Origin of the sequence: Legionella drozanskii LLAP-1, assembly GCF_001467585.1 — a bacterium.
GTDB classification, from domain to species: domain Bacteria; phylum Pseudomonadota; class Gammaproteobacteria; order Legionellales; family Legionellaceae; genus Tatlockia; species Tatlockia drozanskii.
This window is the reverse complement of the sequence record NZ_LNXY01000020.1, coordinates 52,164-77,500: the sequence shown is the minus strand read 5'-3', so window position 1 is coordinate 77,500 and position 25,337 is coordinate 52,164. Positions and strand designations below refer to the sequence as shown.

Here is a 25,337-nt window from a genome sequence, read left to right as displayed (position 1 = left end):
TTTAGCCATGATAAAAGCTTAGGCATAATAAATTTTTTTCAACGTTTCGTTAATACATTATATATAGGGATATATATACCAAACTACTATTTCTTGGTTGATGCTTTTCCTCAATGGTTTTAAGTGTAGACTTCGAAACCTGAGTTATCCTCAGGTTTTGTTGTCATCACTGCGAAAAGAGAAGATAGTTCGATCTCAATGAAAAAAATCATGTCCAAAAAACCAGGGGATACTTCAGGTCGAGATAGCGCTGCGCGCTTCCTCAGGCCGAAGGGATTCATCGATAACTATATATAGATGAATCGAAAAACCTAGTATCTCAAAATAGCCTGGGCTATATTAGCGCTTTTTATTTTGAAATCCATCGATTTATTCGGAAAGCCTAGCCATTACTAATATTTTTTGTTACTCTTCGCAATTCAACAATGGTGGCTCTATTGGTCCCTTCGCGACGATAGATTGTGAACCCCGTCAGGCCCGGAAGGGAGCAGCGGTAACGATTGATTCGGGCGCCGGAGTGTGGCTCTTAGAGCTGCCGCCCAATTTATGAAGCCCTATGAGCTATCTTGCACTAGCGCGTAAATGGCGGCCACGTAATTTTTCTCAACTGGTTGGCCAAGAACATATTAATAAGGCGTTAATCAATTCGCTCAATCAACAGCGGTTGCATCACGCTTATCTTTTTACTGGTACCCGCGGAGTCGGGAAGACTAGTATCGCCCGTCTTCTAGCAAAAGCACTCAATTGTGAAAAAGGCATCAGTGCAGAACCGTGTTTGATTTGTGATGCTTGTCTAGCAATTGAGCAAGGTCGCTTTATCGACTTGATTGAAATCGACGGTGCTTCAAGAACTCGTGTAGAAGATACTCGTGAGCTTTTAGAGAATGTGCAATATAGTCCCACAAATGGCCGTTTTAAGATTTATTTAATTGACGAAGTGCATATGCTTTCACAGCATAGTTTTAATGCATTGTTGAAAACCTTGGAAGAACCTCCTGCTCACGTCAAATTTTTATTAGCAACCACTGATCCACAGAAACTCCCGGTCACCGTTCTTTCGCGCTGCTTGCAATTTAGTCTCAAACATTTACCACCAGAGATCATCGGTCAGCATTTACAGTATATTTTAAATGATGAGCAAATGAGCTTTGAAATGGAAGCGATCGAACTTTTAGCCAAAGCCGCTAAAGGAAGTATGCGTGACGCCTTGAGCTTGTTGGATCAAGCGATCGCCAGCACTGATAAGCAATTAAAGGCGCAAGATCTAAAACTCATTTTAGGTTACACACAACAAGACTATGCAATACAACTCTTACACGCTTTAGCGAAACTTGATGCGCAGGAGCTTATTTATCTGAGTCGGCAAATCGCTAGCGAAGGGGGGCATTTTCGCTATGTACTCGATGAACTGCTTGATTATTTGCACCAGATTACAATCAACCAAAGTCTAGCGAGCGACAATCCCTTAATTAGTTCTAGATCCGAAATTAAAGCACTGGCTAAACAATTCAGCCCTGAAGATGTGCAGCTATTTTACCAAATTGGTATTAAAGGCACCGAAGATCTATACTCTGCTCCTACTTTAGATATTGGATTTGAGATGACTTTGTTACGGATGCTAACCTTCAGACCCGCCCCAAAAGTAGAGATTCCTCCTCTTGCTTATGAAACAGTTGAAAAACCGGCAGCCTTGCCAATTCAGAGCCAAACACTTTCTACTGAATCCAAGCCGTTAGAGCAAGTACCTGTGAGTGATTTTTTTGAAACAAATGAAGTGCAACTTGAACCAATCATTTCTGCCCCCAGCGCCCCTCCAAAACAGGCGATTTCTTCTGACAATCCTGATTGGGGGACTATTTTAACTCAGTTAAAATTAACGGGTCTCGCTTTTACAGCAGTAGAAAATGCAGAATTCGTTAGTAAATCGGGACGTGAAATCAAGCTTCGCGTTGCAAAGGGGCATCAATCCTTATTCACCCCCTCGATAACTAGTCGTATTGAACAAGCGTTGGGAGCTTATTATGGTGACACAGTTAAAATTACTCTTATCTGTGAAGAAACCATTCAATCTTCACCGGCTCAGCAAAAACAAATTGCGCAAAGCCAACGGCAGCAAGACGCAGAGGTAAATTTACAGAACGATCCCTTTTTTCAGCAACTAAAACAGGAGTTTTCAGCAGAATTGGTCAAAAATTCTATTGTCCCTGTTAAAGATGAATTATAATTAACTAATTAATCAATATGAGGTAATCATGGATATAAATCAAAATTTGGGCAACTTGATGAAAGAAGCACAAAAAATGCAGCAACGCATGCAAGAAGCTCAAGAGCAATTAAGTCGCTTAATTGTCGAAGGTGAATCTGGCGGTGGTATGGTTAAAGTGAAAATGAATGGCCGTCATGACGTTATTGAATTAAAAATTAATAAGACTTTGATGGAAGAAGACGTCGAAATGATCGAAGATTTAACTGCAGCTGCCTTCAATGATGCGGTTCGTAGAGTTGAAAAAGCATCTAAAGAAAAAATCAGTCAATTGACCGCTGGTCTTAATATTCCTACTGATTTCCTGAAGGATGAGGATAAGGAATAATAACGGTAATGGATACGTTAAGCCGGTTGGTGGATGCGTTACGTTGCCTACCAGGAGTTGGACCAAAATCTGCACAGCGCATGGTGTTTCATCTTCTGCAACACCAGCGCCAGCGCGGCTTACACCTTGCAGCATGTCTTGAGCAAGCGATGTTGTCTATTCGTCATTGCAAACGGTGCAACAATTACACTGAACAAGATTTATGTAAACTCTGCCAAAATCCAGTCCGCGATTTATCAATGATTTGCATCGTTGAAAATCCCGCAGATGTTGCGGCTATTGAGCAGAGCAATGCTTTCAATGGTGGTTATTATGTATTAATGGGGAAAATTTCGCCACTTGATGGCTTAGGCCCCGAAGACATTGGTTTGCCTCAGCTGCGGGATCTTATTGTTAACGAAGGTATAAAAGAAGTGATTCTTGCTTTAAGTCCTACCATCGAAGGTCAGACAACTGTTCATTTTATTCATGAACTCTTGCACGAATATCCCTTGCACATTAGTCAATTGGCACATGGAATTCCTTCTGGTGGCGAATTAGAATTTTTAGATGGTAATACTATTAGCAACGCGCTACGCAATCGAGCTAGGGTTAATGTTTAATATTAATCGTATTAAAATGGCTATATTCTTAAGCTTAGTTCTAATAGCAAGCACTACACATGCTTCATTTCACAAAAGCCTATGGCCAATATGGCAAGTCAATAACCCTCTATCCTCTGCTGTGATTGACCACAGTGACTGGCAAGCATTTCTAGACAAACGTGTTCAAATCAATGAAGAAAACATTAATCTAATTGATTACAGCCATCTCACTGACGCAGATTATACTGTATTACAACAATATATTGAGAAAATGTCGAAAATCGATATAGACCAATACAATCGCAATGAACAATTAGCATTTTGGATCAATCTTTATAATGCACTAACTGTACAAGTTATTGCCGATTATTACCCTGTTGGCAGTATTGAAGAAATAAATATCTCTCCTGGTCTGTTCAGTGTTGGACCTTGGGGTAAAAAATTAGTAACTATTAATACGACTCCTTTATCGCTGGATGAAATACAAAATCGCATTATCCGTCCAATTTGGAATGATCAGCGGACACTTTATGCAATGAATAATGGGTCAATAGGCGCTGCAAACCTAAGCAAACAAACTTATAGCGGCTCTACAATTAATGAAGCTCTCAATGAAGCTGCTTTTGGCTATATTAATTCGCTTCGCGGTGTGCAAGTTATAGAAGGTGCGTTGATTGTGTCAAAGGTTTATGATTGGTTTAATGAGGATTTTGGCGGCACAAAGCAGAATATAATAACGCATCTGAAGCAATTCGCTAAAGAACCATTACAGAGCCAACTTAAACATGTTAATAACATCGATAATTACATCTATAATTGGCATCTGAATAGTACAGTTTCTAATAAATAGTAAAGGCAATGAACTAAATTCTAAGGCATCCGTGACATTGCTATCATCAGTTCTTCTGAGTCATCCTCTAAGAAACGTGATTTAGGAGGAGCAAGTAAGATGTAGGGAGAAGAGGAAATTTTCGTGGTCTCAGCTTCCTTATTAAGTAAACTCATTAAACCCGGACTCCCATTAGCCAGATCAAAGACAGTTAACTTTTCCTCATCATTTGTCAGGATTGCACGAAGATTAGCACCATGGTTTAACAACAATTTAATCATCCGCTCATTGCCATTCGCCACTGCTGCATGTAAGGGCGTTGCGCCATTTTTGCAAGCCAAATTAACATTGGCCTTAGCATCCAATAAAGTTTCAACAGCCTCATAATTATTATTTTCCGCAGCCACATAAAGAGCAGATGCATTGTTTGAAGAGCAGGTGTCATTAACAATATCTGCATTATTGCTAAGAAATAAGCGCATTAATCCAAGATGACCTCTTTGAGCAGCAATAAATAAAGGGGGTATTCCTGTTTCGGATTTATCTTTCGGCGATAGACCCTTGTCTAGAAGAAATTTTGCCACTGCCTCATTATTATTAAAACTTGCTAAAGCTAACAATCGCTGCTGATTTTTTATCCCTTGACCTAAATTCATTTCTGCTTTCCAAAGAAATTCTACAAGCTCTAAATGATTTGCTCTGATGGCAAGTGCTATGGGGGTATCTCCTGCCTTATCCTGTACTTTTAGGTCTTTGATTAAACTTAGAATTAGTTCTTGGGATTGGTTATACAACACAGCCCAGTGCAAAGGAGTTCTTCCGGTACTTGCCATCTGCTGTTCTGTAACCGCTGCAAATAAACTATTCAGAAAAGACTGTTCAGCTAATTGGACTATCCAATCATAAAAAGTAAAACTATCACTATCCTTAGGTTCTGGATTACTTGAATGTAACAGCTCTATCAACTGGCTATCAAAATGTCTTTCTTTGATTTGTGAAAATATTCGTCGGCTTGCTTCACTAAGTTCTGGATAAGAATCATAATAAGTGCTCCTAAATAGCTCATACCAAGAATCAACGTTTTCATTCTGGTATTTAGGGTATAAATGCGGAAAATGCAGTTTAAATTTATTACACCAAAGATAATTATCGTTTAATATTTCCTGAAAAAAACGATCCACAATGATTAAAGCAAAGAGATCTTCAGGCATCAAATGGGTACAAAAAGCAATCACAAGTTCTGACGCCATAATAGCAAAAGGATTTTCTTCGGGGGAATTTTCTTGAAAAAACTGATTTTCCGAAGAGTTATCTTCCAAAAAACTTTTGCCAGCAGCAACTAAACGAGTATTTTCTTCTGCTCCAAAAGCAACTGCAGAAGGCTCCTCGCTGTTAGCAGGAGGCAATAAACTTACTTGAGAATGCTTTGACATGGTGGAGAATTTCCTATTAACCCTTTTGTCTATGCTAATGAGTTTTTCATTTAAATGCTCATTAGCATGACACAAAGAACTCGATTCTACCACATTGTCTTTTTTTATGGTAATTTATCAATAAGCTAGAGTTATTGAAGGCGAGTATGGCTCCATTTGCGCAACGGGTTGGATTCCATTATCCATTTTTCTTAGCTGGACAGAGTTCACTTCTTTTACAGCGGCCTCAACCATGGCGTATTGACCCACGCATAGGGAAGCACTATGAACCGCACCTGGCTTTATTTTCAACAGATAACCGCAAGGAACTTTAAGAGAAATAAACTCCCAGTTAGCATCACCAACCTGACGGCCTAAAATGATACCCCCTTGATTCTCTTCCGAGGTTGGAATCAAGTACGAGCTAGTACTGCAACGTTGAAGGGCTAATCCGCCTCCTTTTTCCTGTAAGAGATGATCTTTTCTATAATTTTCATCAACTTCATATTCTAGCGCATAAAAAGTGACGCTATCTTTATGTTCAAGGTCCTCGGCCAAAGAATGCAAAGAGACACCAAAGGATTCAAGCAAATTTTTGCTAACGTCAGTCGCTTTAACAATAGGAAAATCGATTTCGCCAATCTCATCTAATACTTGCAAAGTACCCTGCCCAGGACTAGCAGTTTTTTCACAAACCTTATGCCAACGAGCCCTTAGTTCGACTTTAGGTACTTCACTATCCACTCTTTGCTCAGCCTCACTCTTTTCTACTGATTTTATTGTGGGTAACATGGCCGCAAAGTTAACTTTAGAGTTAGGGTATAAAACACCATGAATGGCTTTGGTTGTCAGTAGTTGTTCGCCGCCCTTTGATTGTTCATGGCGGATTGCTGGATAAATTGACTCCCAGGATTCAGATGATAATTCTTTATCACTAACAGCTTTCTCACCTTTATAATGCATCGTTGGTTGCAGAAACAAGTCTGCCGCAATTTCCTGTCTTGCATCAGGAGCAACAACCTGCAGTTTTCCCAGTGCCGCATGAGTATCAGGTCTACTGACTACCTTTACTGTCTCAAGATCTTCTTTTACCTCGTTAACTTTGAAAGTTAATCCCTTTGCAGTGATTCGTTCGGCGACTCGAGAACGAAAGCCTACCATTTCCGCATCGGTTTTTACTTGCGTTAAAGCAGACTCTCCCTCACTAAGCTTTAAATTTTCAGTGAATTCTTTTCGCAATAATTGTAATTGCTCTTGATTATCTAAATGCGCCATTCGACGAAGTTCTCTCAGTTTCAATTCATTGGAAAATAAATCCAACTCCATCTGCTCACTCGCCGATAATGAGGTCCAATTATCTCGAAGAGCCTCTGCTTTTTTTGATAAAACTTCATAATCCATAAATTCAATACTAGTTTCCGGATGGCTTAAACAGCAGGCTAATTGAAACAATTGTTCAATTGATTTTTCATCTCCGAATTGATGCAGCTTCGCTTCTGACTCGTCTAACACATAACTCATCTTCTCAATATTTTTTGCAAAATTATTTAGATCATAAACGAAAGTTCTTAATACCTTAGGCAGATCATCATTAAATACTTGATCTACTTTCCGAATTGAGCTAATGGATTCAGGAGAGATGGTTAAATTTTTTGCGAGATCCATCATTTCTTCCGAATCTTTTAGACTAAAAATTCCTTTTTGATGAATAAAATTCAGCAGGCGTTTTAATTTTGCCAAATCTTCTACCTGCTCTAGTTTATGGAAGGGCAAACTGCCTAATAATAGGGTTGTCACATACTGGCTAAAATCGTGTAAACATCGAACTGTTTCTAAATTGACAGTATCTTTAGAGTCACCTTTGTCTAGAAACATAGATCCAAGCGACAAAACAGAATGCACTGCCATCAGTCCAGAAAACTGCCAACCGTAATGAAAATGAGTGTGGTAAGTCCCTGATTGTTTTGGGTGAAAATGCGGGTGATCATCCGCTCTATTTAAGGGAGAATTAAAGACCGGGTTGGAATATTTAGCTCCAGAATGATCTAGAACAAATTCTACCCCGCTTTCAGAATTAGATATAAGCAAGTCTTTATATACATTGAAATAGGGATAGTTTCTTTCATCCCACATTGTGGCAACCATGAAAGCGAGTAATTTTCGGCCGACTTGAGTGGGATGAGGATAAATAACAATATGATTTATGCCCACTTCAATTCGATCATAAAGAGGATGATCATTAAAGGAATAAGTATAGAGCGACTTTCTTAATGCTCTCAAATTTTCTTTTCCTTGATTTGCGAGAATGATTTCTTCTGTTTGCGGAGAGGAAATGTGATCCAAAGTTACCGATACTGACGGTAGTTTTCTCTGAAGTCTTCTTTGTGGACTGGCGTTAAAAAACCCATGAGGACTATTCTTTTCGTGAGCACTAGATTCTTTGGCTACAGAGTTCTCTGCTTTGACTTCTTTCTTTGAATGCATAATCCGGTTCCCAGCAATGAATTAAAATCACTGGAACCTGACCCTCAATTCCTTTTTATTTGTGCTCCTGCGCTGTATTAGTTTGTTCCAGCTATTGAATCCTAATTATACAAACAGTTTGTTAAGTGAATATTAAATCAAATAAAAAACGCCGCCATGATTCTAGTAAATCAAGGCAGCGTTTTCTGATTTGCGTTAGTTGAATTAATTGTTGCTACCATCATCGGGTAAAATACGAGTATGTTTGCCATAGACCACTAATACATGTTGCTTAACTTTCAATCTTAAGTCTTCGGATTGTGCTACAGAAACAATTGTGCCGTTGCTTAATTTAACCACATAAACATAACCCTGCCCGCCATCAATATATTCACTACCAGGAGCAGCCTTATTGTTTGCAGCATTTTTACTATGAAACTTAACCGCTTGTTTTGAAATAATGACGCCAGAGGCAACTTGTTTCAATTTTCCTACTTCGCCTACATCATATTCACTCGGTTGAGTCTTATTACACGCACTCAATAGCAAACTACACACTAAGCCAAACAGCAAAACTAACTTATTCATTTTTATTCTCCACTTATCAAGTTATTATTCGATGGCTAATTCTATAAATTAGAGTTCTTTATTACCAACCATTCATCGTCCGCTAGTTTAATACAAATCAATGAATAAAACCTATTCAAAATAATCAATTTTATATCTTAAAAACGAATGGCGTACTCGCTAAAATCGCAAAATACCCAACAACCGGTATATAATGTCGCAATATTAAAAAATCCTTACCTAATTTACAAAGCGGAGTATGAAGTACGATAACTTTCAACTGCTCTGACGGAGAACAATTAATGCATTCGCCTCATAAATACCTACTGCTTATTGACGACTCCCCTTGGGACGAACAACTTGCTGAGTATTTCGCTAAATTTGGCTATAAAATTATACAGTTACATCATTTATCTGAGCTAAGCAAAGAGGTCGAACAGCCCGCAGCGCTATTGATTAATTGGTCAATCTTTCAAGCAGACTCCTCCACGGTTGATAGCTTATATCATCGTTATCATGTCCCCATCATTATTATTAGTGACGAATCCGATGAGGATACTTGTGTGCGTATGCTAGAAGCCGGTGCAGATGATTTCCTCATCAAGCCTCTTCACCCGCGAGAATTACATGCCCGCATCTCTGCGATTACAAGAAGAGTTCAGCGCTCCAATCAAGATACGGAACAGGAAAAAGAAGTTCTAATTTTTGCCGATTGGCGACTTTATCCGGCTTCGCGTCAAGTTTTTAATAGAGCCAACCAAGAATTGCAACTAAGTGCCGGTGAATATGATTTACTGCTTGCTTTTATTCGCCAACCACAACGGGTTTTAGGAAGAGAGTTTTTGCTCCAAATCACAAAAAATAGCGATCTTAATCCTTTTGATCGACGTATTGATGTCCAAATTAGCCGTTTAAGACAAAAAATAGAACCCGACATAAAAAAACCTGCACTCATTAAAACCATTAGAAATGGAGGTTATTTATTCACAGCACGAGTACTCACAATCAAAGAAAGTGAAACAGGTGAGCGACTCGACCATTAATCGAATAATTCACTTGGTTAATATACAAACAATTATGTGATACAATTTTCTTGTCGACCTGAGGGATGCCTATTAATTGGATAGTTTGCTCGTTGCAAAACTAAACGGGAATGGAATATTGACGTTTAACGACTGTTTTTAGAATGAGAATACTGTGCAATTTAATTTTCTAAATCTATTGAAAAAAAGATACTTCGTCACGATACCTTTAGTTCTTCTTCTCCTGTATACCCCCTTTTTAGTTTATCTATTTATTTTTAAAACAACCGCAAAACCAGCTACTGATGACACAAAGATTGTTGAAATTGAAGCACTACAAAAGAAAGATATCCGTCAGACCATCCGTCTCATTGGTACAATTCGTCCTAAACATGCAACCATTCTAATTGCCAAAGGTTCTGGGATGCTTGACTCTCTTGTCGCAACAGGTCAAAAAATTCAAAAAGGCGAACTCATTGCGAAAATCGTCAATCCAGACATTGAAAATAATTATCAACTTGCAGAGGTCGCAGAAAAAATTGCCAAAACGCAGTATGAGCGATTATCGGGTTTGCTGACAGCAGGAATCGTTAGTTCTAAAGAAGCAGAAGAAAAAAAACAGGCATGGATCCTGTCACAAAGAGATTTATCCAAAGCTAAAATTGAACTCGATACCATGCGTTTTTATGCACCTTTCGACGGCATTATTGGGGCATATAAAAAGAGAGAGGGAGCGCAAATTAATCAAAGTGATCCTATTGTAACAATCTATGATCCTTCATCCTTGGTAGTTGATTTCGATATCCCTTGTACTAATCTCACGACCATCAACGAAGGCCAAGCTGTTCGCATTTTTGAAAAAGAGTACAGCCTTACTCATGTACAAAAAATGATAGATGATGAAACGCATATGTGCCCCGCCGATGTTGATATCAGTTGTGAACACTGCGTGGTAGGTTCAAATGTCGATGTTGACCTCGTTGTGGAAGAGAGGAAGGGAGCGATTGTTATTCCTTTTGCTGCATTATTTTTACGCAATAGTGAGCCTCATGTTTATGTCGTAGACCAGGATAAAATCATTTTATTGCCAGTAAAAACGGGGATTCAAGAGAAATCAACGATCGAAATCATCTCTGGTTTAAAGCCTGGTCAAAAGCTAGTGATCCGCGGTCAAGAACGTTTGTATCCAGGACTACAAGTAGCTATTTATAACCCTAAATCTCGCACATCCATTAGTTAAAATTATGAAATTGACGAGCTATTTTATTAAACATCCCGTTATTGCAATCATCCTAAACTGCATGATTGTGACATTAGGCTTACTGAGCTTTTATTCGTTGTCGATTCGTGAATACCCCAACATCAGTTTTCCAACGATAACTGTGCAAACTAATTATCCCAATGCCAGCCCCGATCTGGTTGAATCGGCAGTCACCAATATTTTGGAAGATCGCTTAGCAGGAATTGAAGGATTAGAAAATATTACCTCTCAATCGAATTCGGGCTTTTCGCAAATTACTTTAATATTCCGTGCTGGGACAGGGATGGATAGGGCATTGAATGCGACTCAGGATGCGGTTGGTCAAGCAAAAGCCATGCTTCCTGCTGAAGTAAAAATGCCTCTTGTTGAACGGCAGCGCAAGGCAACTGGATTTCCTTTTATTGGTATTTCACTTGAATCCACTTCGCTTGATTTTGGTGAATTAACCCATTATGCCAATTTAAATTTGAAAAATACCTTTCGCAGCGTGCGAGGTGTTGCATCAGTAGAAGTTTGGGGACAACCTTATACTTATGCTATTCGTCTCGATCCGAAAAAGTTGTTTGCTTTTGGTACTAATGTTGATGAAATCTTAGATGCACTCAGCCGAAGTCGAGTTTCTTTGCCGGCGGGTAATTTTCAAAATAAAATCCCAAGTTCGCTTAATTCGGAACTTAAAACGAGTGAAGATTACGAAAATTTACTTATTAAAACGGAAAAACGCTACCCTGTTCTATTAAAGTCAGTCGCGCAGATTAAGTTGACGACCGATGACACGCAAATGCGGGTTAGAGTCAATGGCCATGCGGGTTTGATCTTATCGATTGATCGAGCCAATGATGCAAATCCGATTGATGTTTCACAAATGGTGCGCAAAGAAGTCTCTGCATTGCAGCAAAGCCTGCCCAAAGACATGAAAATTTCTGTGATTCTTGATCAATCGGACTTTATCAATTCCTCGCTTAAAAATATTCAATCCTCAATTTTTGAAGCCATCCTTTTAGTGCTTTTTATTGTTTTCATTTTCTTGCGCAATATTCGCGCAACCTTAATTCCGTTATTAACCATTCCGATTTCTCTGCTGGGTTCTTTGCTGTTTTTAAAACTTTTTGGTTATTCCATTAATTTAATGACTTTATTGGCGATGGTACTTGCCGTGGGTCTTGTCGTTGATGATGCCATTATTGTCTTAGAAAATATCTGGCGTCACATTGAAAATGGCTTAACTCCACTGGCAGCCGCCCTGAAAGGGGCCAAAGAAATTGGCTTTGCTATCGTTGCCATGACGCTCACTTTGGCCAGTGTTTATATGCCCATTGCTTTCATACAGGGAATGCTTGGTCAATTATTTATTGAATTTGCTGTGGCGCTCGCAGGCAGTGTTTTTATTTCCGGAATAGTCGCTCTAACGCTTTCGCCGCTGATGTGTGCCAAATTATTAAATGCTAACACGCATCATTTATGGCCTAAAATCGATCATTTCCTTGATTGGCTCGCAGCGCTTTATGCTAAAAGTTTAAGATATAGTATTCAACGAAAAAAAATCGCCCTGCTGGCCGCTTGCATTTCTATTGGCCTCAGCGTTTTGTTCTACAGTTTATTACCTCATGAGACAGCGCCGAAAGAGGATCGTGGGCTCATAGGAATTTTTACCCCCTCTGTTGCCGGCGAAGATCTGGATAGTTTAAATAAAAAAGCAGAAAGGATAGAAGCAAAGTCTAATAGCATTCCCGAGTCGGATAATAAACTGACCTTTGTCGGTGATTGGGGCTCAAGTATTATGCTTCCGCTTAAACCTCATGCCACAAGACATCGCTCAGCTGAACAAATCATTGAAGTACTCAAGCCACAACTGACTCATTTTCCTTCTATCGATGCGCATGTTTGGTCTTGGGATAATGGTCTTCCAGGCGTTGATAATGTCGGTAGCGGTTCAGATCTCAGTTTGGTTATCTCAAGTTCAGATAATTATCGTCAATTATTTGCGCAAACAGAAAAGCTAAAAGCAGCGCTCGATAAGACTAAGCTCTTTGAAAACACGCGTTTTGATCTTCGTTTGGATTCCATGGGTTACAACATCGACCTCGACAATAATGTGCTTTCAAAACTGGGCTTATCTGCTAATCAGGTAGCGAAAACGATCGAAGTATTTTTTAGTGGGAATAAATCCATCAGTTTCCAAAAAGACGGGGTTGCTTACAATCTGACCATCAAAGGCGCCACCTCACCCTGGACTTTGGACGAATTATATCTCACCAACCAAACTGGAAATCGCATCTCATTAGGAACTGTCGCTAAGATGAATCCTAAAGCACAACCGGCAACCCTCGATCACTATAAACAAATGCGCTCGACAACACTTCATATTCAGCCTCGTGCCGGTGAATCCATGTTTAATAAAATGGATAAAATTTGGGAGATTACTAAAAATGAATTACCCGCAAATTATAAAATTACCTGGGATGGCGCGGCTAAAACCTATAACGAATCCTCAAATACCATGCTGTTTTTATTGCTCTTATCTTTAGCGTTTATCTATGCCATTTTGGCTGCACAATTCGAAAACTTTATTGATCCTTTTATTATCTTACTGACCGTACCACTGGCTTGTTCGGGCGCATTATTTTTAACTTATTTATGCGGGCAATCGTTAAATATTTTCACCCAGGTAGGAATAATTACCTTAATTGGCTTGATTTCTAAACATGGGATTTTAATTGTTGAATTTGCTAATCAACTAAGAGCTCAAGGGACGCCTCTTTTTGAAGCCATACAACAAGCTTCTGTCTTACGTTTGCGCCCAATTCTTATGACCACAGCGGCCATGGTTTTTGGCGCGATTCCTTTATGCTTATCGCATGATGCCGGCGCTGAATCTCGCCATGTGATTGGCACAGTGTTGATTGGGGGATTAGGTATGGGAACAGTGTTTACCCTATTTGTTCTCCCCTCTGTGTATTATTTTATTAAATTGCCCTTGCTAGGAACACGGCCTAAAACCTGATTTACCCTCGCTCCCTTTTCTTATGCACTTTCACCATCTTGACTGTTTTTATTGTATTATCGCCAACTTTCAAGATTTCAAACTGAAAATTTTCTATCTGCAAACAACAATCCGCTGGTGGGATGTAACCTAAATGTTCGATAATCAATCCACTCAGCGTTCGCGGACCAATCAAGGGTAATTGCCAATTTAAAAGCCGTTTCAAATGGCGCAGAGTAATACTAGCATCCACAATCACTGAACCATCTTCTTGTTGGGAAATATCTTTACTCAAATCGGCAATGTCGGTGGTAAATTCACCCACTACTTCCTCAAGAATATCTTCCATGGTGACTAAGCCGAGTAAATCGCCGTATTCATCCACGACAAAACAACTCCGTCGTTTCATTTTGCGAAAATTTAAAATCTGCACATTTAAAGGGGTTGCTTCAGGAATAAAATATGGAGGCGCTGCCGATTTTAACAAATTTTCCATATTTAGACACTCATCGAGAGCCAAATTTAGAATATTACGGACATGAACCATACCCACTAAATTATCAATCGTATCTCTATATAGAGGTAAGCGAGTATGTTGCGCGGTTTCCAATTGATCGAGCAATTCATGCCAAGGTTGCTCCAAATCGAGGCCAATAATATCAGTTTTCGGTACCATGATATCTTCTACGGTCGCTTGCTCTAGATCAATCAAACTGATTAACATACTTTTATGTTCTATAGGCAAAAGTCCACCCGCTTCATGGACAACAGAACGCAGTTCTTCTCCCGATAAAGCTTCTTTTTGTACTTTATCGATCGAGATACCAAATAAGCGCAAAATGCCATTAGTGATCCAACTGATGACTTGCACAATGGGCGCCATGATATTTTGCATCCATTTTAAAGGTAAGGCGACAGCAAAAGCGACTTGTTGCGGATAAAGTGCCGCCAAGGTTTTGGGTGTCATTTCTGAGAATACAAGAATTACAAGGGTTAAAAGCAGCGTTGCAATAGCCACACCTGCATCACCATATAAACGTTGGCCAACTAAAGTAGCAACCGTTGAAGCCACAATATTAGCCAAAGTATTGCCAATCAGTAACACGCTCAACAATTTATCAGGCCGAGCTAACATTTGACTCACACGAATCGCCTGCTTATTATTTTTTTTTACCAAATGTCGGAGACGATAACGGTTTAGGGACATCATTCCGATTTCAGATCCCGAAAAGAAACCAGAGAGAACAACCAGCAGAACTAAAATAATTAGCAAAGTGACTATAGAGAGCTGCACCGCATATCCCCAATAATTTGAACGAGCTTAGCCCATCATAACAAAAAAATATGACTATACCCATTCTACCTGAGGAGACAGGTTCTTATGAGAAATCTTATCCTTAATTCTCCTATGTTAGCTATTATGATATAGTAGGCGTTTTTGCATAGAGTAATCGCCATGTTTGAGAATTTAACTGAGCGTTTAACCCGGGCCTTTAAAAATATCAGTGGCCAAGGGCGCTTAACTGAAGAAAATATGCAGCAAATGCTGCGTGAAGTGCGCATCTCCTTGCTGGAAGCGGATGTCGCTTTACCTGTGGTTAAAGAGTTTATTGAACAAGTTAAGCAAAAAGCAGTAGGTCAAGAAGTTTCATTAAGCTTAAAACCTGATCAAGCGCTGCTAAAGATTATTCATGATGAATTGGTGCATATCCTCGGTGATGCTCGCGCTGAATTAGATTTCAAAACCCAACCCCCCGCTGTCTTCTTAATGGCAGGTTTGCAAGGTTCAGGTAAAACAACTTCGACCGCAAAATTAGCCCGCTATTTAAAAGAAACCGAAAATAAGAAAGTCATGTTAGTCAGTGTGGATGTCTATCGTCCAGCTGCTATCGACCAATTGAAGGTTTTGGCTAGTCAGATAGATGTTGACTTCTTCCCTGCGGAGGCACATGAGCAACCGTTGGCCATTGCTCAAAAAGCGCTAGATAGTGCTAAAAAACAATACATGGATGTGGTGATTTTTGATACCGCCGGTCGTTTGCATATAGACGAAGAAATGATGGCAGAAATCAAAGCCTTGCATCAAGCGGTTCAACCCGTTGAAACGCTCTTTGTTGTGGATAGCATGACGGGGCAAGACGCAGTCAATACAGCGAAAGCCTTCCATGAAGCACTTCCTTTAACCGGGGTGATCTTAACCAAGACAGATGGTGATGCTCGCGGTGGTGTGGCACTCTCGGTGCGACAAATAACCGGGAAACCGATTAAATTCCTAGGTTCGGGTGAGAAAATTGAAGCCTTAGAACCCTTCCACCCAGAACGAATTGCTTCTCGAATTCTTGGTATGGGTGATATTTTAACCTTAATTGAAGAAGTTGAACGCAAAGCCGACAAAGTAGCCAGTGAGAAATTGGCGAAAAAACTTAAAAAAGGTAAGGGCTTTGATTTAGACGACTTTAAACAACAGTTAGAACAAATGAACCAAATGGGTGGCATTAGCAGCATGATGAGTAAGCTGCCGGGCATGAGTCAATTACCCCAACAAGCGATGGGTCAAGTCAATGATAAAGCAATGGCTAGAACTATCGCCATGATCAATTCAATGACGCCCAAAGAGCGGCGAATTCCTAAAATCATCGTTGGTTCAAGAAAAAAACGTATCGCGCTGGGTTCCGGTACGCAAATTCAAGACGTTAACCGTTTGCTGAAGCAATATGAGCAAATGCAAAAAATGATGAAGAAATTTACTAAACCTGGCGGAATGAAACAAATGATGCGTGGTATTGGAGGTTTGACCGGTTTAAAAGGAATTATTCCTGAAGATGACCGTAAATAATTGAAAAACCACTTCCCATGCCGAGTTAATTTTCGTACAATACACGGCATTTTTTACGTAACCATTCTTATTAAGTAGAGGAACATAATGGTCGTTATACGTTTATCACGGGCTGGCGCAAAAAAGCGTCCTTTTTACAATATGGTCGTTACTGACAGCCGCAAACGCCGCGATGGTGGCTACATCGAGCGAATTGGTTATTTCAATCCAATCGCACGTGGTCAAGAAGTTCGCTTGCATTTAGAAATGGACAAATTAACTCACTGGCAAAGTCAAGGTGCACAATTATCTGACCGTGTTAGTGCATTAGTTAAAGATTTTCAGAAGAATACTGTAGCTGAATAAACGTGGAAAATAGTACTGACTGGATTGTTGTAGGCCGTTTTGGTCGTGCTCATGGAATTAAAGGTTTTATTACTGTTTATTCCTTTACCGATCCACGTGACAATATCTTGCGTTATACAGATTGGCATGGCCGTATAGCTAACCAGTGGCAACCCTTAAAGATTGTGCACTTAGAAATCAACGATAAATTGATTCTTGCACAAATTGAGGGTTACCGTGAGCGTGAACAGGTCGCCCGATTAACCAATGTAGAAATTGCTGTCAGTCGTACTCAACTTCCTGCGTTAGATTCGGGTGAATACTATTGGCATGAACTTGTAGGTATGCAAGTGCTTAACCAACAAGGCCAATCATTTGGCAAAGTGGTTGAAGTCTTGCCTACAGGTGCCAATGATGTTTTGGTTGTGCAGGGTGAAAAACGCCATCTCATCCCTTACTTACCAGGGCTATATGTGATAGAAATAAATCCCAGTGAACAACTTATTAGAGTTGATTGGGAATTGGATTTTTAAGAATGTTGCATCTTGGCATAATAAGCTTAATGCCTGAAATGTTTACTAGCCTGAACTACGGCATAGTCGGGCGAGCAATTGAGCAAAATTTAGCAAAGATAGACTACTGGAATCCACGCGACTGGGCAGCAAGGCCTTATCGTCAAATTGATGATAAGCCCTATGGTGGAGGCCCAGGAATGGTAATGATGTATGAGCCCTTGCATGCAGCAATCACTCATGCAAAGAGCCAGATGCCAAGCACTTGCAAGACTATTTATCTCAGTCCACAAGGCAAAGTAATCCGCCAGACCGATTTAAATCAGGTGGCTGAAAACAAACAATCATTGCTTTTTATAGCCGGGCGCTATGAAGGAATTGATGAGCGTATCATTAGTCATCATGTGGATGAGGAATGGTCACTTGGTGATTTTGTTTTAAGTGGTGGCGAGTTGGCCGCCATGGTGTTTATTGATGCGGTTATACGCTTATTACCTGGTAGCCTGGGGCATTTAGGTTCAGCAGAGCAAGATTCATTTATGAATGGCTTATTGGACTGCCCGCACTACACCAGACCGGCAAGCATTGAAGGTTTAGAGGTTCCGGCAGTATTACTGGGTGGGAACCACAAAGAGATTGAGCGCTGGCGCAGAAAGCAAATGCTAGGTAAAACCTGGCTCAAACGGCCAGACTTATTAGAAAAATTTGAGTTAACCAATACTGACGAGCTCTTGCTTGTCGAGTTTAAACGCGAACACGGTGATTCCGGTTGAGGAATGCCAATTTGAGGAGTGATCATGACCAACATTATTGACGAATTGAATGCCGAGCAAATGAAAGGCAAAGAGATTCCCGAATTTAGTTCAGGTGATACTGTATTAGTGCAAGTAAAAGTAAAAGAAGGAACTCGTGAGCGTTTACAGGCCTTTGAAGGTGTCGTGATCGCTAAGCGTAATCGTGGTTTGAACTCTGCGTTTACTGTTCGCAAAATTTCTCATGGCGTCGGTGTTGAGCGAGTTTTCCAAACCTATAGTCCTATTGTTGACAGTATTGTTGTTAAACGCCGTGGTGATGTACGTCGTGCTAAATTATACTACCTCCGTGATTTAGCTGGTCGTGCTGCACGTATTAAAGAGAAATTAACTGGCAAAAAAGAAAGTTAAGATCTTCATGCTCATCGTTACTGCTTTCAACACTCCTGCAGGTTGGCTTGAAATCGAGTACGATGAGCATTACATTCATCGAGCAATTTTTACCCAGACCCCCATTCAAAATCGAGTCGGTAATCACCTCACTCAAACAATTACTCAAGAACTTCATCACTATTTCAACAACCCTCATCATCGGTTTCAACTTCCTCTAAAACCCCAGGGTACCGTTTATCAGCAACGTATTTGGAATGCTTTATTGGTAATTCCTGTCGGTCGAACAGTGACTTATGGCGAACTTGCTAACGCCGTACAATCAAGTCCTCGCGCGATAGGTCAAGCATGCAAAAATAATCCCTTAGCATTATTTATTCCCTGCCACCGCGTAGTGGGTAAAACAAACCAAGGGGGATATATGGGACGTGCCGACGCCTTGTGCTACAAGACTTTTTTACTAACGCATGAACATGCAATTTAGTTTTCTTATCCCTTTCAGCAAATTTTTTATCTACTGCTATGCTTAAAAATAGTAGAAATAATTTCACCCACTCTAAAAACAATAAGAGATCTGCTATTAGACCTCAAAGTACCTGGGAGCGCCGCAATGAAAAAAATAAGTATAGTTGCAATTTTGCTTCTATTGCCTTTTTCTGTATTCGCAAACTGTGACTTAACTCGCTTTCGTTGGGGCTGCGATATTCCGGTAAAACCAAAACGCTCAAGTCATGCTCACTCTTTATTTTATTGTGGTCTTTCTTATGGATACGTGACTAGAGCGCAATACGAAGTGCTATCACGTTATCGTCGCGCCTCTGTGAATATGGTCTTAAAAATAGATGGTGAATACATCGATAGTCCCTGCATTCCTGCTGAACGTGATTGAACAAAAGCCTTTTGGGGTTCTGCAAATTACTATAATATCGCTTTCACTATTGCCTGCCTTTGCTTTCTATGAAAAAAAATTTGCTTGAATTTGACGGTTTAACCATTGAAGTATTAAGAAAGCCTATTAAAAATATCCACCTGCGCATTTATCCGCCTGATGGTCAAATAAAAGTGAGCGCCCCCCTACGGCTGCATTTAGATTTAATCCGCCACCAAATTGAAGCAAAACGCGAGTGGATTCATGCTCAACGGACAAAGCTTAGAGCACGCTCATACAGCCCCCCCCTAGCTTTCGAAACAGGTGAACCACATGATTTTCTCGGTAAAACTTACAGCTTAATTGTCCACGAGGCTAAGCATTCACCTATGGTCCTTATCCAGCAGGACAGTATTCTTTGCTATACAAGAACAAATGCTCGTGCTGAGGACAGAAAAATACTTTTAGAAAACTGGTACAGACAACAAATGAAAGCCTTGCTACCCGAACTGTTCAGAAAATGGGAAGGCATTATTGGCGTCACAGCGAGCAGTTGGGGTATTAAATCAATGAAAACACGCTGGGGTTCCTGTAATACGACTAAAAGACGCATATGGCTTAATTTAAATCTCATTACCAAACCTTTACCCTGCTTAGAATATGTGCTGGTGCATGAATTAGTGCATCTTTTAGAAGCTAGTCATAATAAGCGTTTTCATGCATTTATGGATCAATTCTTACCTCAATGGCGCGATTTAAAAAATCAATTGGAAGAAAAACCTTTACGTTGATGAAAACAGTTATCGTGAAGCACAGAACATTCGCGTAGAATTTGCTCATCTTTAACCTAGATGACGAATTCATAACAAAGCTAACACTAACCCGGGTGCACTATTGAACAATCAAATAGAAGATGAAATCTACGAAAAGGGATTTCACATTATTGATAATTTTCTAAAACCGCAAGATTTTGCGCTGCTCTCTGCAAAAGCTGAATTGATGTACAGCCAGGGACAATTTAAAAGCGCTAAAATAGGGCATCGAATCGAGGCGGCTCATAATTCCGATATTCGCCGCGATAAAATATGCTGGCTGGATGATGATTCCAGTGATACCGCTATTAATGCCTATTTCAATAAAATTCGTGCTATTGCGGATCAATTAAACCAAACTTTATTTTTAGGTTTGGTCGATTTCGAAACTCATTTTGCGATTTACCAACCTGGTTCTTTTTATAAAAAACACGTTGACCAATTTGTTTCAACTCAAGAGCGCCGCATATCCTGCGTTTATTATCTCAATGAGTCTTGGCAAGAAGCCTATGCTGGGCACTTAAAACTCTTTGATAAAAGCGATCAACTACTCGCGAATGTCCTTCCCCAGGGCAATCGCTTCATCTGTTTTAATAGCGATTTACCTCATGAAGTCTGTGAAACTAAATGTGCCCGCTATAGCATCGCCGGCTGGATGAAGACCCGTTCGATGTCCGTAATTTTCTAGTGTATAATGAATGTTTTTCTTGTCATCAGCTACTATGTACGCTTTAGAAATTCATCAGTTACGTAAAGTCTATGCCAATGGCGTTGAAGCGCTTAAAGGCATCGATTTAACCGTAAAAACTGGCGATTTTTTTGCCCTTTTAGGTGCTAACGGTGCGGGCAAATCCACAACCATCGGCTTAATCACCTCGCTCCTCACCAAAACTTCGGGCAGCATCAAAATCCATGGCTTTGATTTGGATGATTCGCCCGACTTAGCGAAAGCTTGTCTGGGTTTAGTTCCTCAAGAAATCAACCTCAACATTTTTGAAACCTGTGAGCAAATTTTAGTAAATCAAGCAGGGTATTATGGTATTTTACGAAAAGAAGCTACTATTCGTGCAAAAAAACTCCTACATCAGCTTGGTTTATGGGAAAAACGAGATGAGATTGCTCGTCATCTATCCGGCGGTATGAAGCGTCGGCTGATGATAGCACGGGCTTTAATTCATCAACCTAGAGTATTAATTCTGGATGAGCCGACAGCAGGAGTGGATATTGAAATTCGTCGTAGCATGTGGGAATTTTTAACCAATACTAATAATGAGGGAACCACCATTATTTTAACAACCCATTATCTTGAGGAGGCTGAGCAGCTCTGTAAGAACATCGCTATCATTGACCTGGGTCAGCTTGTAGCGAATACCTCGATGAAAAAGTTACTCCAAACTTTAAGACATCAGACTCTGATCTTGACTACGAATGAACCGATTAATCATTTACCCGCAGTGAATGGTTTTATTCCTAAATTGATTGACTGCAATACGTTTGAATTACGCATTGATAATGAATGTTCTCTCAATGCTGTCTTTACCGTATTAACCGAACACGGTATTACTGTTCATAGCATACGGAACAAAACCAATCGCTTAGAAGAACTGTTTTTGGATCTCATCAGCCATGGCCACTAACCAACAAGCTATCGCCCTTTATACGATTGTAAGACGTGAATTGGTAAGAATGTTTCGCATATCCAGCCAAGTCTTTTTACCACCTATCATTATGACAGCCCTTTATTTTTTAATCTTTGGCAGCCTGATAGGTAGTCGCATAGGCTATATTGACGGCGTAAGTTATCCGGTTTTCATCGCTCCCGGACTTATTATGATGTCGGTCATATCCAACTCCTATGCCAATGTCTCCTCCTCGCTCTATAGCGTACGTTTTCAACGAAGTATTGATGAGATTTTAGTGAGTCCAATGCATGATGGTTTATTACTTTTTGGTTATGTTTTAGGCGGGGTAGCAAGAGGTTTGATTGTTGCTATATTGGTTTATATTGTGTCCAGCTTCTTCTTGGAAATACAATTCAGTCATATTCCGATGACGCTATTAGTCGTACTTCTCGTGTCGGCGGTATTTTCACTTGCTGGATTTACCAACGCGATGGTTGCCCGTAATTTTGATGATATAATGCTCATTCCCACCTTTATTCTAACTCCGCTCACTTATTTAGGCGGCGTCTTTTATACAACCAACATGCTCCCTCCTTTCTGGCAGAAAATTTCTCATTTAAACCCCATTCTTTATATGGTGAATGCGCTTCGCAATGCCATGATTAATATCTGCGAAGTCGATATGTTGACCTCTGTATTTATTATTTGCATAATGTTGGTTTTATTGACCGCGCTCAATATGATTCTGTTAAAAAAAGGAATTGGCTTGCGCGAATAACTAAAAGCCTGCAACGAGGTGGAAATGAAAAATTCACTAACCGAAATTTATCATTTAATGTTAGGACATTATAAATTTTCCTCCTATCGACAAGAGCGAATTGCAATTGCACTCTCTAAAGATCTCCCACATGCAAATTCGATCAAGGAATTACATCATTTACTTTGTGATTATCTTCAATTACTCAACGGTGATTGCTGTTCATTTTTGGCTGATCTTATCCCTGTTTCTGTATTCAGTTTTTTTGCAGGCTCAGAAGAAAATGCTCGCCTCTTAAGGAAACGAGGACAGCCAAGAGATCTCTCTTTACTAATAAGCTCTTGGGTTGGCAATATAGAAACACAAATCTCTGCACTTGAAAGATTAAAAGCTTTTTACTACCCAAAACAAACTGAAGCATTAGTCAACTTGATTTTTGAACTGCTTGAGACTCCTAAAGCACTCATGCATCTTAATATGCTTAATCTTATCAAACGCTTGAATTCGAATGATTTAGAAGATGCGTTAGTCAAGTTAGCTAAACTTCCTCCTGCACTCGAAGTGAATAAGCATCCATCAGAATCTAAGCGTCCAGGTAACTATTGCGCTCAAATCACTTTCAACAAAAATCATGCGGCTTGCATTAAGCTATTAGCGAACAATGCTGCCGCGCATAGGGATGAGGATAGGCTTTTAGCCCTTACGAATAGCCTATTACAGGATGCTCTTATTATCTATAAAGATCTCCACACCCCAGAAGTAACTCTAGTCCAGTCTCAAACAATCGAAGAACAAACCCATACACTTGGATGTGGTTAGCAATCATGCGTTTTGCAAAAATGTATTTTCATCTACTTTAGACCATGTTATGTTGTGTAACTTCATTTAGGCTAACCCTGCCTGCCGCTTCATGAAGCGCGTGACTTGACCATGAGATCCATTACAAGCCCGCTCCGCACAGTTGCCTTCCAATTATAAAAGGATATTTTGCAATGACTAAATTAATAACTGCTTTGTTATTATTAATCAGCCAATTCACTTTCGCTGAAACCTGTATCACCAAGCGTGAGATTTTTATTGAAAATACGGCAACCAAAGTATGGAAAACAACTATCTGCCCTAATCAAAAACTTTCCTTTCATGTTCATCATTATTCTCGAGTTGTCATTCCTGAAGAAACAGGTAGTCTAAAAGTCACATATCAATCAGGCAAAGAGGACTTTATAAATCTAAAAAAACAAATCCCGGTATATTTAAGTATCGCCCAAGGAAAAGAACCTCATCAAGATGAAAATATGGGTAAAGAGCCCTTGCACGTGACCGTGATTGAATTGAAGAATGGTTAATGCACTGATAAGTAATTTAGACAATCCTTTTTGGCAATTTTCACTCAAGCTTTATCGACATGAAAAGGTTAAAACGGCTTGCCTCTCCTTCCAAAATCAAGAAGGGGTAAACGTTAATTTATTATTAGTTTGCTGCTGGTTGTCTTATGCAATCGAAGCTATTTCTCAGCTTGAATTTAATCAAGCCTATCAATTGATCGATGAGTGGCATCAGCAAGTCACCCAACCTATGCGACAAGTTCGTCAATACTTAAAGAACTCTCAAGCCAGCATCAACTGGGTGAGTCATTTTTATCAGCAAGTTTTAGCAGACGAACTTAGTTCAGAATCCTATCAACAAAATGTTCTCTTTTCTTGCTTTGCTAGCAAACAAAAAAGCGAGGGCTTTTTCAATGAGGAACTAATGTCTTGCTACATCGATTGGTTGTTTGCGGCAATGAAAACATCGCTTACAGGCGAACTTAAGCTAAAAATTCGTTATTTTATTCAAATAGTCCAAGATATTTTAGAAGAAAATTGATTATAATTTTTACCAGTCATAGTTTTCCTGTATTATCGTTCGCCCTCAACCAGAATTTTTTTAAATCAATGAAACCGTTAATAAAAGAAGCGACTTACATTTATACTTTTCCACCAAAGATTTCTATTCATTGGACAAATGACACTACCCAGGTTTACACATGGACAACTTATCCCTCCCAGCATAGTTTAAGTGACTTTGGGTTACTGTTTCATAATAGGACCTATCCATTTATCGTAAGTAATAATCAGCTTATTCCAAATCAACCCATTTTTTCACGGAAAAAGCAATTTATTGAAGATATAACCTATATGAATACTGCTCCACCAACCATTGCAATTCGCTGGAGTTGTGGTTTAACTGATTTTTATCCTTGGACTAGCTATCCTTATCCACAAAATGTAGACAATTTTAAACCTTGGTTTCCTCAGCCCTGCAAGACACCTGAAGCTCTCGAGGCCATGCCAACTCCAGAAAAAAATGCACCGAAAGCCTCCCTATTTCCGCAAGAAATTGTCGGTGGTTCATCTCTAAGCCTAGTGAATACTTCAACAAAAAGAGACCCAGCTTATCCCAGTCAATTATCCCGTTTAATTAGCGCATCTTTAGCACCTCAAGAGATGACTTCTGAAGATATATTGGATCACAATATAAGGAATTATCAACCTAATCCAGATATCCCTGTTCCTCATGGCCTAAGTAGAGTGCAAAAATTAGAAATTGCGGCTGATATGATTTGTTCTTACAGCAATAACAGATTTCTTTACTTTAATAAGCATAAAGAGGGTTCTATTGCAGAAGAAAAAAAACTCTCTCCTGAATCTCTGAGTTTCCAAACTTGAAAAATAACCAGCAGGCTTGTCCCCACGAGCCTCTGTGAACCAAG

General features: G+C 39.7%; 27 protein-coding genes and 1 other RNA gene (1 of these 28 only partly in view). 23 read left to right on the top strand and 5 right to left on the bottom strand.

Going from position 1 to position 25,337, the window contains the following annotated elements; genetic code table 11:
- On the bottom strand, positions 1 to 26 hold the beginning of the coding sequence (locus Ldro_RS04680) for an MFS transporter (protein WP_058495263.1). It extends 1,165 nt beyond the left edge of the window; the window shows 26 of its 1,191 coding nt (coding positions 1–26); it begins with the start codon at positions 24 to 26; its stop codon lies off the left edge, out of view.
- A 409-nt stretch (positions 27 to 435) separates the two neighbouring features.
- Between Ldro_RS04680 and ffs the strand changes: the two genes are divergently transcribed.
- The 5 genes from ffs to Ldro_RS04660 all read left to right on the top strand — a co-directional run bounded on the left by ffs (position 436) and on the right by Ldro_RS04660 (position 4,025).
- Positions 436 to 532: signal recognition particle sRNA small type (gene ffs / locus Ldro_RS15905), an RNA gene on the top strand.
- Positions 533 to 556: 24 nt separating this feature from the next.
- On the top strand, positions 557 to 2,224 hold the full coding sequence (gene dnaX / locus Ldro_RS04675) for a DNA polymerase III subunit gamma/tau (RefSeq protein ID WP_058495262.1): 1,668 nt from the start codon (positions 557 to 559) through the stop codon (positions 2,222 to 2,224).
- A gap of 28 nt (positions 2,225 to 2,252) precedes the next feature.
- Positions 2,253 to 2,591 carry a YbaB/EbfC family nucleoid-associated protein gene (locus tag Ldro_RS04670; protein ID WP_058495261.1) on the top strand — a complete coding sequence of 113 codons (339 nt, stop codon included), beginning with the start codon at positions 2,253 to 2,255 and terminating at the stop codon, positions 2,589 to 2,591.
- Positions 2,592 to 2,599: 8 nt separating this feature from the next.
- Positions 2,600 to 3,193, top strand: a complete 594-nt coding sequence (recR, locus tag Ldro_RS04665; RefSeq protein ID WP_058495260.1) for a recombination mediator RecR — start codon at positions 2,600 to 2,602, stop codon at positions 3,191 to 3,193.
- On the top strand, positions 3,186 to 4,025 hold the full coding sequence (locus tag Ldro_RS04660) for a DUF547 domain-containing protein (RefSeq protein WP_058495259.1): 840 nt from the start codon (positions 3,186 to 3,188) through the stop codon (positions 4,023 to 4,025). The genes recR and Ldro_RS04660 overlap by 8 nt, the downstream gene beginning before the upstream one ends.
- A gap of 20 nt (positions 4,026 to 4,045) precedes the next feature.
- Here the strand turns inward: Ldro_RS04660 and Ldro_RS04655 are convergent, their stop codons facing one another.
- From Ldro_RS04655 to Ldro_RS04645, 3 genes are all read right to left on the bottom strand, one after another.
- Positions 4,046 to 5,437 carry an ankyrin repeat domain-containing protein gene (locus Ldro_RS04655; RefSeq protein WP_058495258.1) on the bottom strand — a complete coding sequence of 464 codons (1,392 nt, stop codon included), beginning with the start codon at positions 5,435 to 5,437 and terminating at the stop codon, positions 4,046 to 4,048.
- Positions 5,438 to 5,554: 117 nt separating this feature from the next.
- Positions 5,555 to 7,900 carry a hypothetical protein gene (locus tag Ldro_RS04650; RefSeq protein ID WP_058495257.1) on the bottom strand — a complete coding sequence of 782 codons (2,346 nt, stop codon included), beginning with the start codon at positions 7,898 to 7,900 and terminating at the stop codon, positions 5,555 to 5,557.
- 204 nt (positions 7,901 to 8,104) lie between these two features.
- Entirely contained in the window at positions 8,105 to 8,467 is a 363-nt protein-coding gene (locus Ldro_RS04645; protein ID WP_058495256.1) for a hypothetical protein, read from the bottom strand.
- A 281-nt stretch (positions 8,468 to 8,748) separates the two neighbouring features.
- Here Ldro_RS04645 and Ldro_RS04640 point away from each other — a divergent pair, with 281 nt between their 5' ends.
- The 3 genes from Ldro_RS04640 to lpeB all read left to right on the top strand — a co-directional run bounded on the left by Ldro_RS04640 (position 8,749) and on the right by lpeB (position 13,733).
- The gene (locus tag Ldro_RS04640) at positions 8,749 to 9,489 is read left to right on the top strand and encodes a response regulator transcription factor (RefSeq protein ID WP_058495255.1); all 741 of its coding nucleotides are present in this window, start codon (positions 8,749 to 8,751) and stop codon (positions 9,487 to 9,489) included.
- A 154-nt stretch (positions 9,490 to 9,643) separates the two neighbouring features.
- Positions 9,644 to 10,708 (top strand): efflux RND transporter periplasmic adaptor subunit, encoded by a 1,065-nt coding sequence (locus Ldro_RS04635; protein WP_058495254.1) that lies wholly within the window; start codon positions 9,644 to 9,646, stop codon positions 10,706 to 10,708.
- A 4-nt stretch (positions 10,709 to 10,712) separates the two neighbouring features.
- The gene (lpeB, locus tag Ldro_RS04630) at positions 10,713 to 13,733 is read left to right on the top strand and encodes a multidrug efflux RND transporter permease subunit LpeB (protein ID WP_058495253.1); all 3,021 of its coding nucleotides are present in this window, start codon (positions 10,713 to 10,715) and stop codon (positions 13,731 to 13,733) included.
- Between the two features lies 1 nt (position 13,734).
- On the opposite strand, the gene Ldro_RS04625 is transcribed toward lpeB, so the two are convergent.
- Complete coding sequence (locus tag Ldro_RS04625; protein ID WP_058495252.1) at positions 13,735 to 15,006, bottom strand: HlyC/CorC family transporter; 1,272 nt, start codon at positions 15,004 to 15,006, stop codon at positions 13,735 to 13,737.
- Positions 15,007 to 15,168: 162 nt separating this feature from the next.
- On the opposite strand from Ldro_RS04625, the gene ffh reads away from it, so the two are divergent.
- From ffh to Ldro_RS04550, 15 genes are all read left to right on the top strand, one after another.
- On the top strand, positions 15,169 to 16,548 hold the full coding sequence (ffh, locus tag Ldro_RS04620; RefSeq protein WP_058495251.1) for a signal recognition particle protein: 1,380 nt from the start codon (positions 15,169 to 15,171) through the stop codon (positions 16,546 to 16,548).
- Positions 16,549 to 16,635: 87 nt separating this feature from the next.
- A complete protein-coding gene (rpsP, locus tag Ldro_RS04615) occupies positions 16,636 to 16,893 on the top strand; it encodes a 30S ribosomal protein S16 (RefSeq protein ID WP_058495250.1) in 258 nt (85 codons plus the stop codon).
- Positions 16,894 to 16,895: 2 nt separating this feature from the next.
- Entirely contained in the window at positions 16,896 to 17,405 is a 510-nt protein-coding gene (gene rimM, locus Ldro_RS04610; protein ID WP_058495249.1) for a ribosome maturation factor RimM, read from the top strand.
- Between the two features lie 2 nt (positions 17,406 to 17,407).
- Complete coding sequence (gene trmD / locus Ldro_RS04605) at positions 17,408 to 18,157, top strand: tRNA (guanosine(37)-N1)-methyltransferase TrmD (protein WP_058495248.1); 750 nt, start codon at positions 17,408 to 17,410, stop codon at positions 18,155 to 18,157.
- Between the two features lie 24 nt (positions 18,158 to 18,181).
- Positions 18,182 to 18,547: a 50S ribosomal protein L19 gene (gene rplS / locus Ldro_RS04600; RefSeq protein WP_058495247.1), complete on the top strand. Its 366-nt coding sequence runs from the start codon at positions 18,182 to 18,184 to the stop codon at positions 18,545 to 18,547.
- Positions 18,548 to 18,554: 7 nt separating this feature from the next.
- Positions 18,555 to 19,010 carry a methylated-DNA--[protein]-cysteine S-methyltransferase gene (locus tag Ldro_RS04595; protein WP_058495246.1) on the top strand — a complete coding sequence of 152 codons (456 nt, stop codon included), beginning with the start codon at positions 18,555 to 18,557 and terminating at the stop codon, positions 19,008 to 19,010.
- Positions 19,011 to 19,136: 126 nt separating this feature from the next.
- Complete coding sequence (locus Ldro_RS04590; RefSeq protein WP_058495245.1) at positions 19,137 to 19,415, top strand: hypothetical protein; 279 nt, start codon at positions 19,137 to 19,139, stop codon at positions 19,413 to 19,415.
- Between the two features lie 68 nt (positions 19,416 to 19,483).
- Positions 19,484 to 20,185 (top strand): M48 family metallopeptidase, encoded by a 702-nt coding sequence (locus tag Ldro_RS04585; RefSeq protein WP_058495244.1) that lies wholly within the window; start codon positions 19,484 to 19,486, stop codon positions 20,183 to 20,185.
- A gap of 103 nt (positions 20,186 to 20,288) precedes the next feature.
- On the top strand, positions 20,289 to 20,894 hold the full coding sequence (locus Ldro_RS04580) for a 2OG-Fe(II) oxygenase (RefSeq protein WP_058495243.1): 606 nt from the start codon (positions 20,289 to 20,291) through the stop codon (positions 20,892 to 20,894).
- Positions 20,895 to 20,928: 34 nt separating this feature from the next.
- Positions 20,929 to 21,843, top strand: a complete 915-nt coding sequence (locus Ldro_RS04575; protein ID WP_058495242.1) for an ABC transporter ATP-binding protein — start codon at positions 20,929 to 20,931, stop codon at positions 21,841 to 21,843.
- Complete coding sequence (locus tag Ldro_RS04570) at positions 21,833 to 22,606, top strand: ABC transporter permease (RefSeq protein WP_058495241.1); 774 nt, start codon at positions 21,833 to 21,835, stop codon at positions 22,604 to 22,606. Before Ldro_RS04575 ends, Ldro_RS04570 begins: the two co-directional genes overlap by 11 nt.
- A gap of 24 nt (positions 22,607 to 22,630) precedes the next feature.
- The gene (locus tag Ldro_RS04565) at positions 22,631 to 23,404 is read left to right on the top strand and encodes a hypothetical protein (protein ID WP_058495240.1); all 774 of its coding nucleotides are present in this window, start codon (positions 22,631 to 22,633) and stop codon (positions 23,402 to 23,404) included.
- A gap of 173 nt (positions 23,405 to 23,577) precedes the next feature.
- Positions 23,578 to 23,931, top strand: coding sequence for a cupin domain-containing protein (locus tag Ldro_RS04560; protein WP_058495239.1), 354 nt, complete (start codon positions 23,578 to 23,580; stop codon positions 23,929 to 23,931).
- Positions 23,924 to 24,451, top strand: coding sequence for a TIGR02444 family protein (locus Ldro_RS04555; RefSeq protein ID WP_058495238.1), 528 nt, complete (start codon positions 23,924 to 23,926; stop codon positions 24,449 to 24,451). Before Ldro_RS04560 ends, Ldro_RS04555 begins: the two co-directional genes overlap by 8 nt.
- 68 nt (positions 24,452 to 24,519) lie before the next feature.
- Positions 24,520 to 25,293, top strand: coding sequence for a hypothetical protein (locus Ldro_RS04550; protein WP_131764396.1), 774 nt, complete (start codon positions 24,520 to 24,522; stop codon positions 25,291 to 25,293).
- Positions 25,294 to 25,337: the final 44 nt, after the last annotated feature.

Bases quoted from the DNA above. Each gene is read 5' to 3' on its own strand.
- ffh (WP_058495251.1), top strand. From the start codon at position 15,169: ATGTTTGAGAATTTAACTGAGCGTTTAACCCGGGCCTTTAAAAATATC.
- Ldro_RS04575 (WP_058495242.1), top strand. From the start codon at position 20,929: ATGTACGCTTTAGAAATTCATCAGTTACGTAAAGTCTATGCCAATGGC.
- Ldro_RS04660 (WP_058495259.1), top strand. From the start codon at position 3,186: ATGTTTAATATTAATCGTATTAAAATGGCTATATTCTTAAGCTTAGTT.
- rplS (WP_058495247.1), top strand. From the start codon at position 18,182: ATGACCAACATTATTGACGAATTGAATGCCGAGCAAATGAAAGGCAAA.
- dnaX (WP_058495262.1), top strand. From the start codon at position 557: ATGAGCTATCTTGCACTAGCGCGTAAATGGCGGCCACGTAATTTTTCT.
- Ldro_RS04655 (WP_058495258.1), bottom strand. From the start codon at position 5,437: ATGTCAAAGCATTCTCAAGTAAGTTTATTGCCTCCTGCTAACAGCGAG.
- trmD (WP_058495248.1), top strand. From the start codon at position 17,408: ATGTTGCATCTTGGCATAATAAGCTTAATGCCTGAAATGTTTACTAGC.
- lpeB (WP_058495253.1), top strand. From the start codon at position 10,713: ATGAAATTGACGAGCTATTTTATTAAACATCCCGTTATTGCAATCATC.
- recR (WP_058495260.1), top strand. From the start codon at position 2,600: ATGGATACGTTAAGCCGGTTGGTGGATGCGTTACGTTGCCTACCAGGA.
- Ldro_RS04550 (WP_131764396.1), top strand. From the start codon at position 24,520: ATGAAACCGTTAATAAAAGAAGCGACTTACATTTATACTTTTCCACCA.
- Ldro_RS04590 (WP_058495245.1), top strand. From the start codon at position 19,137: ATGAAAAAAATAAGTATAGTTGCAATTTTGCTTCTATTGCCTTTTTCT.
- Ldro_RS04555 (WP_058495238.1), top strand. From the start codon at position 23,924: ATGGTTAATGCACTGATAAGTAATTTAGACAATCCTTTTTGGCAATTT.
- Ldro_RS04650 (WP_058495257.1), bottom strand. From the start codon at position 7,900: ATGCATTCAAAGAAAGAAGTCAAAGCAGAGAACTCTGTAGCCAAAGAA.
- Ldro_RS04640 (WP_058495255.1), top strand. From the start codon at position 8,749: ATGCATTCGCCTCATAAATACCTACTGCTTATTGACGACTCCCCTTGG.
- Ldro_RS04595 (WP_058495246.1), top strand. From the start codon at position 18,555: ATGCTCATCGTTACTGCTTTCAACACTCCTGCAGGTTGGCTTGAAATC.
- Ldro_RS04570 (WP_058495241.1), top strand. From the start codon at position 21,833: ATGGCCACTAACCAACAAGCTATCGCCCTTTATACGATTGTAAGACGT.
- rpsP (WP_058495250.1), top strand. From the start codon at position 16,636: ATGGTCGTTATACGTTTATCACGGGCTGGCGCAAAAAAGCGTCCTTTT.
- Ldro_RS04565 (WP_058495240.1), top strand. From the start codon at position 22,631: ATGAAAAATTCACTAACCGAAATTTATCATTTAATGTTAGGACATTAT.
- Ldro_RS04670 (WP_058495261.1), top strand. From the start codon at position 2,253: ATGGATATAAATCAAAATTTGGGCAACTTGATGAAAGAAGCACAAAAA.
- Ldro_RS04585 (WP_058495244.1), top strand. From the start codon at position 19,484: ATGAAAAAAAATTTGCTTGAATTTGACGGTTTAACCATTGAAGTATTA.
- Ldro_RS04645 (WP_058495256.1), bottom strand. From the start codon at position 8,467: ATGAATAAGTTAGTTTTGCTGTTTGGCTTAGTGTGTAGTTTGCTATTG.
- Ldro_RS04560 (WP_058495239.1), top strand. From the start codon at position 23,578: ATGACTAAATTAATAACTGCTTTGTTATTATTAATCAGCCAATTCACT.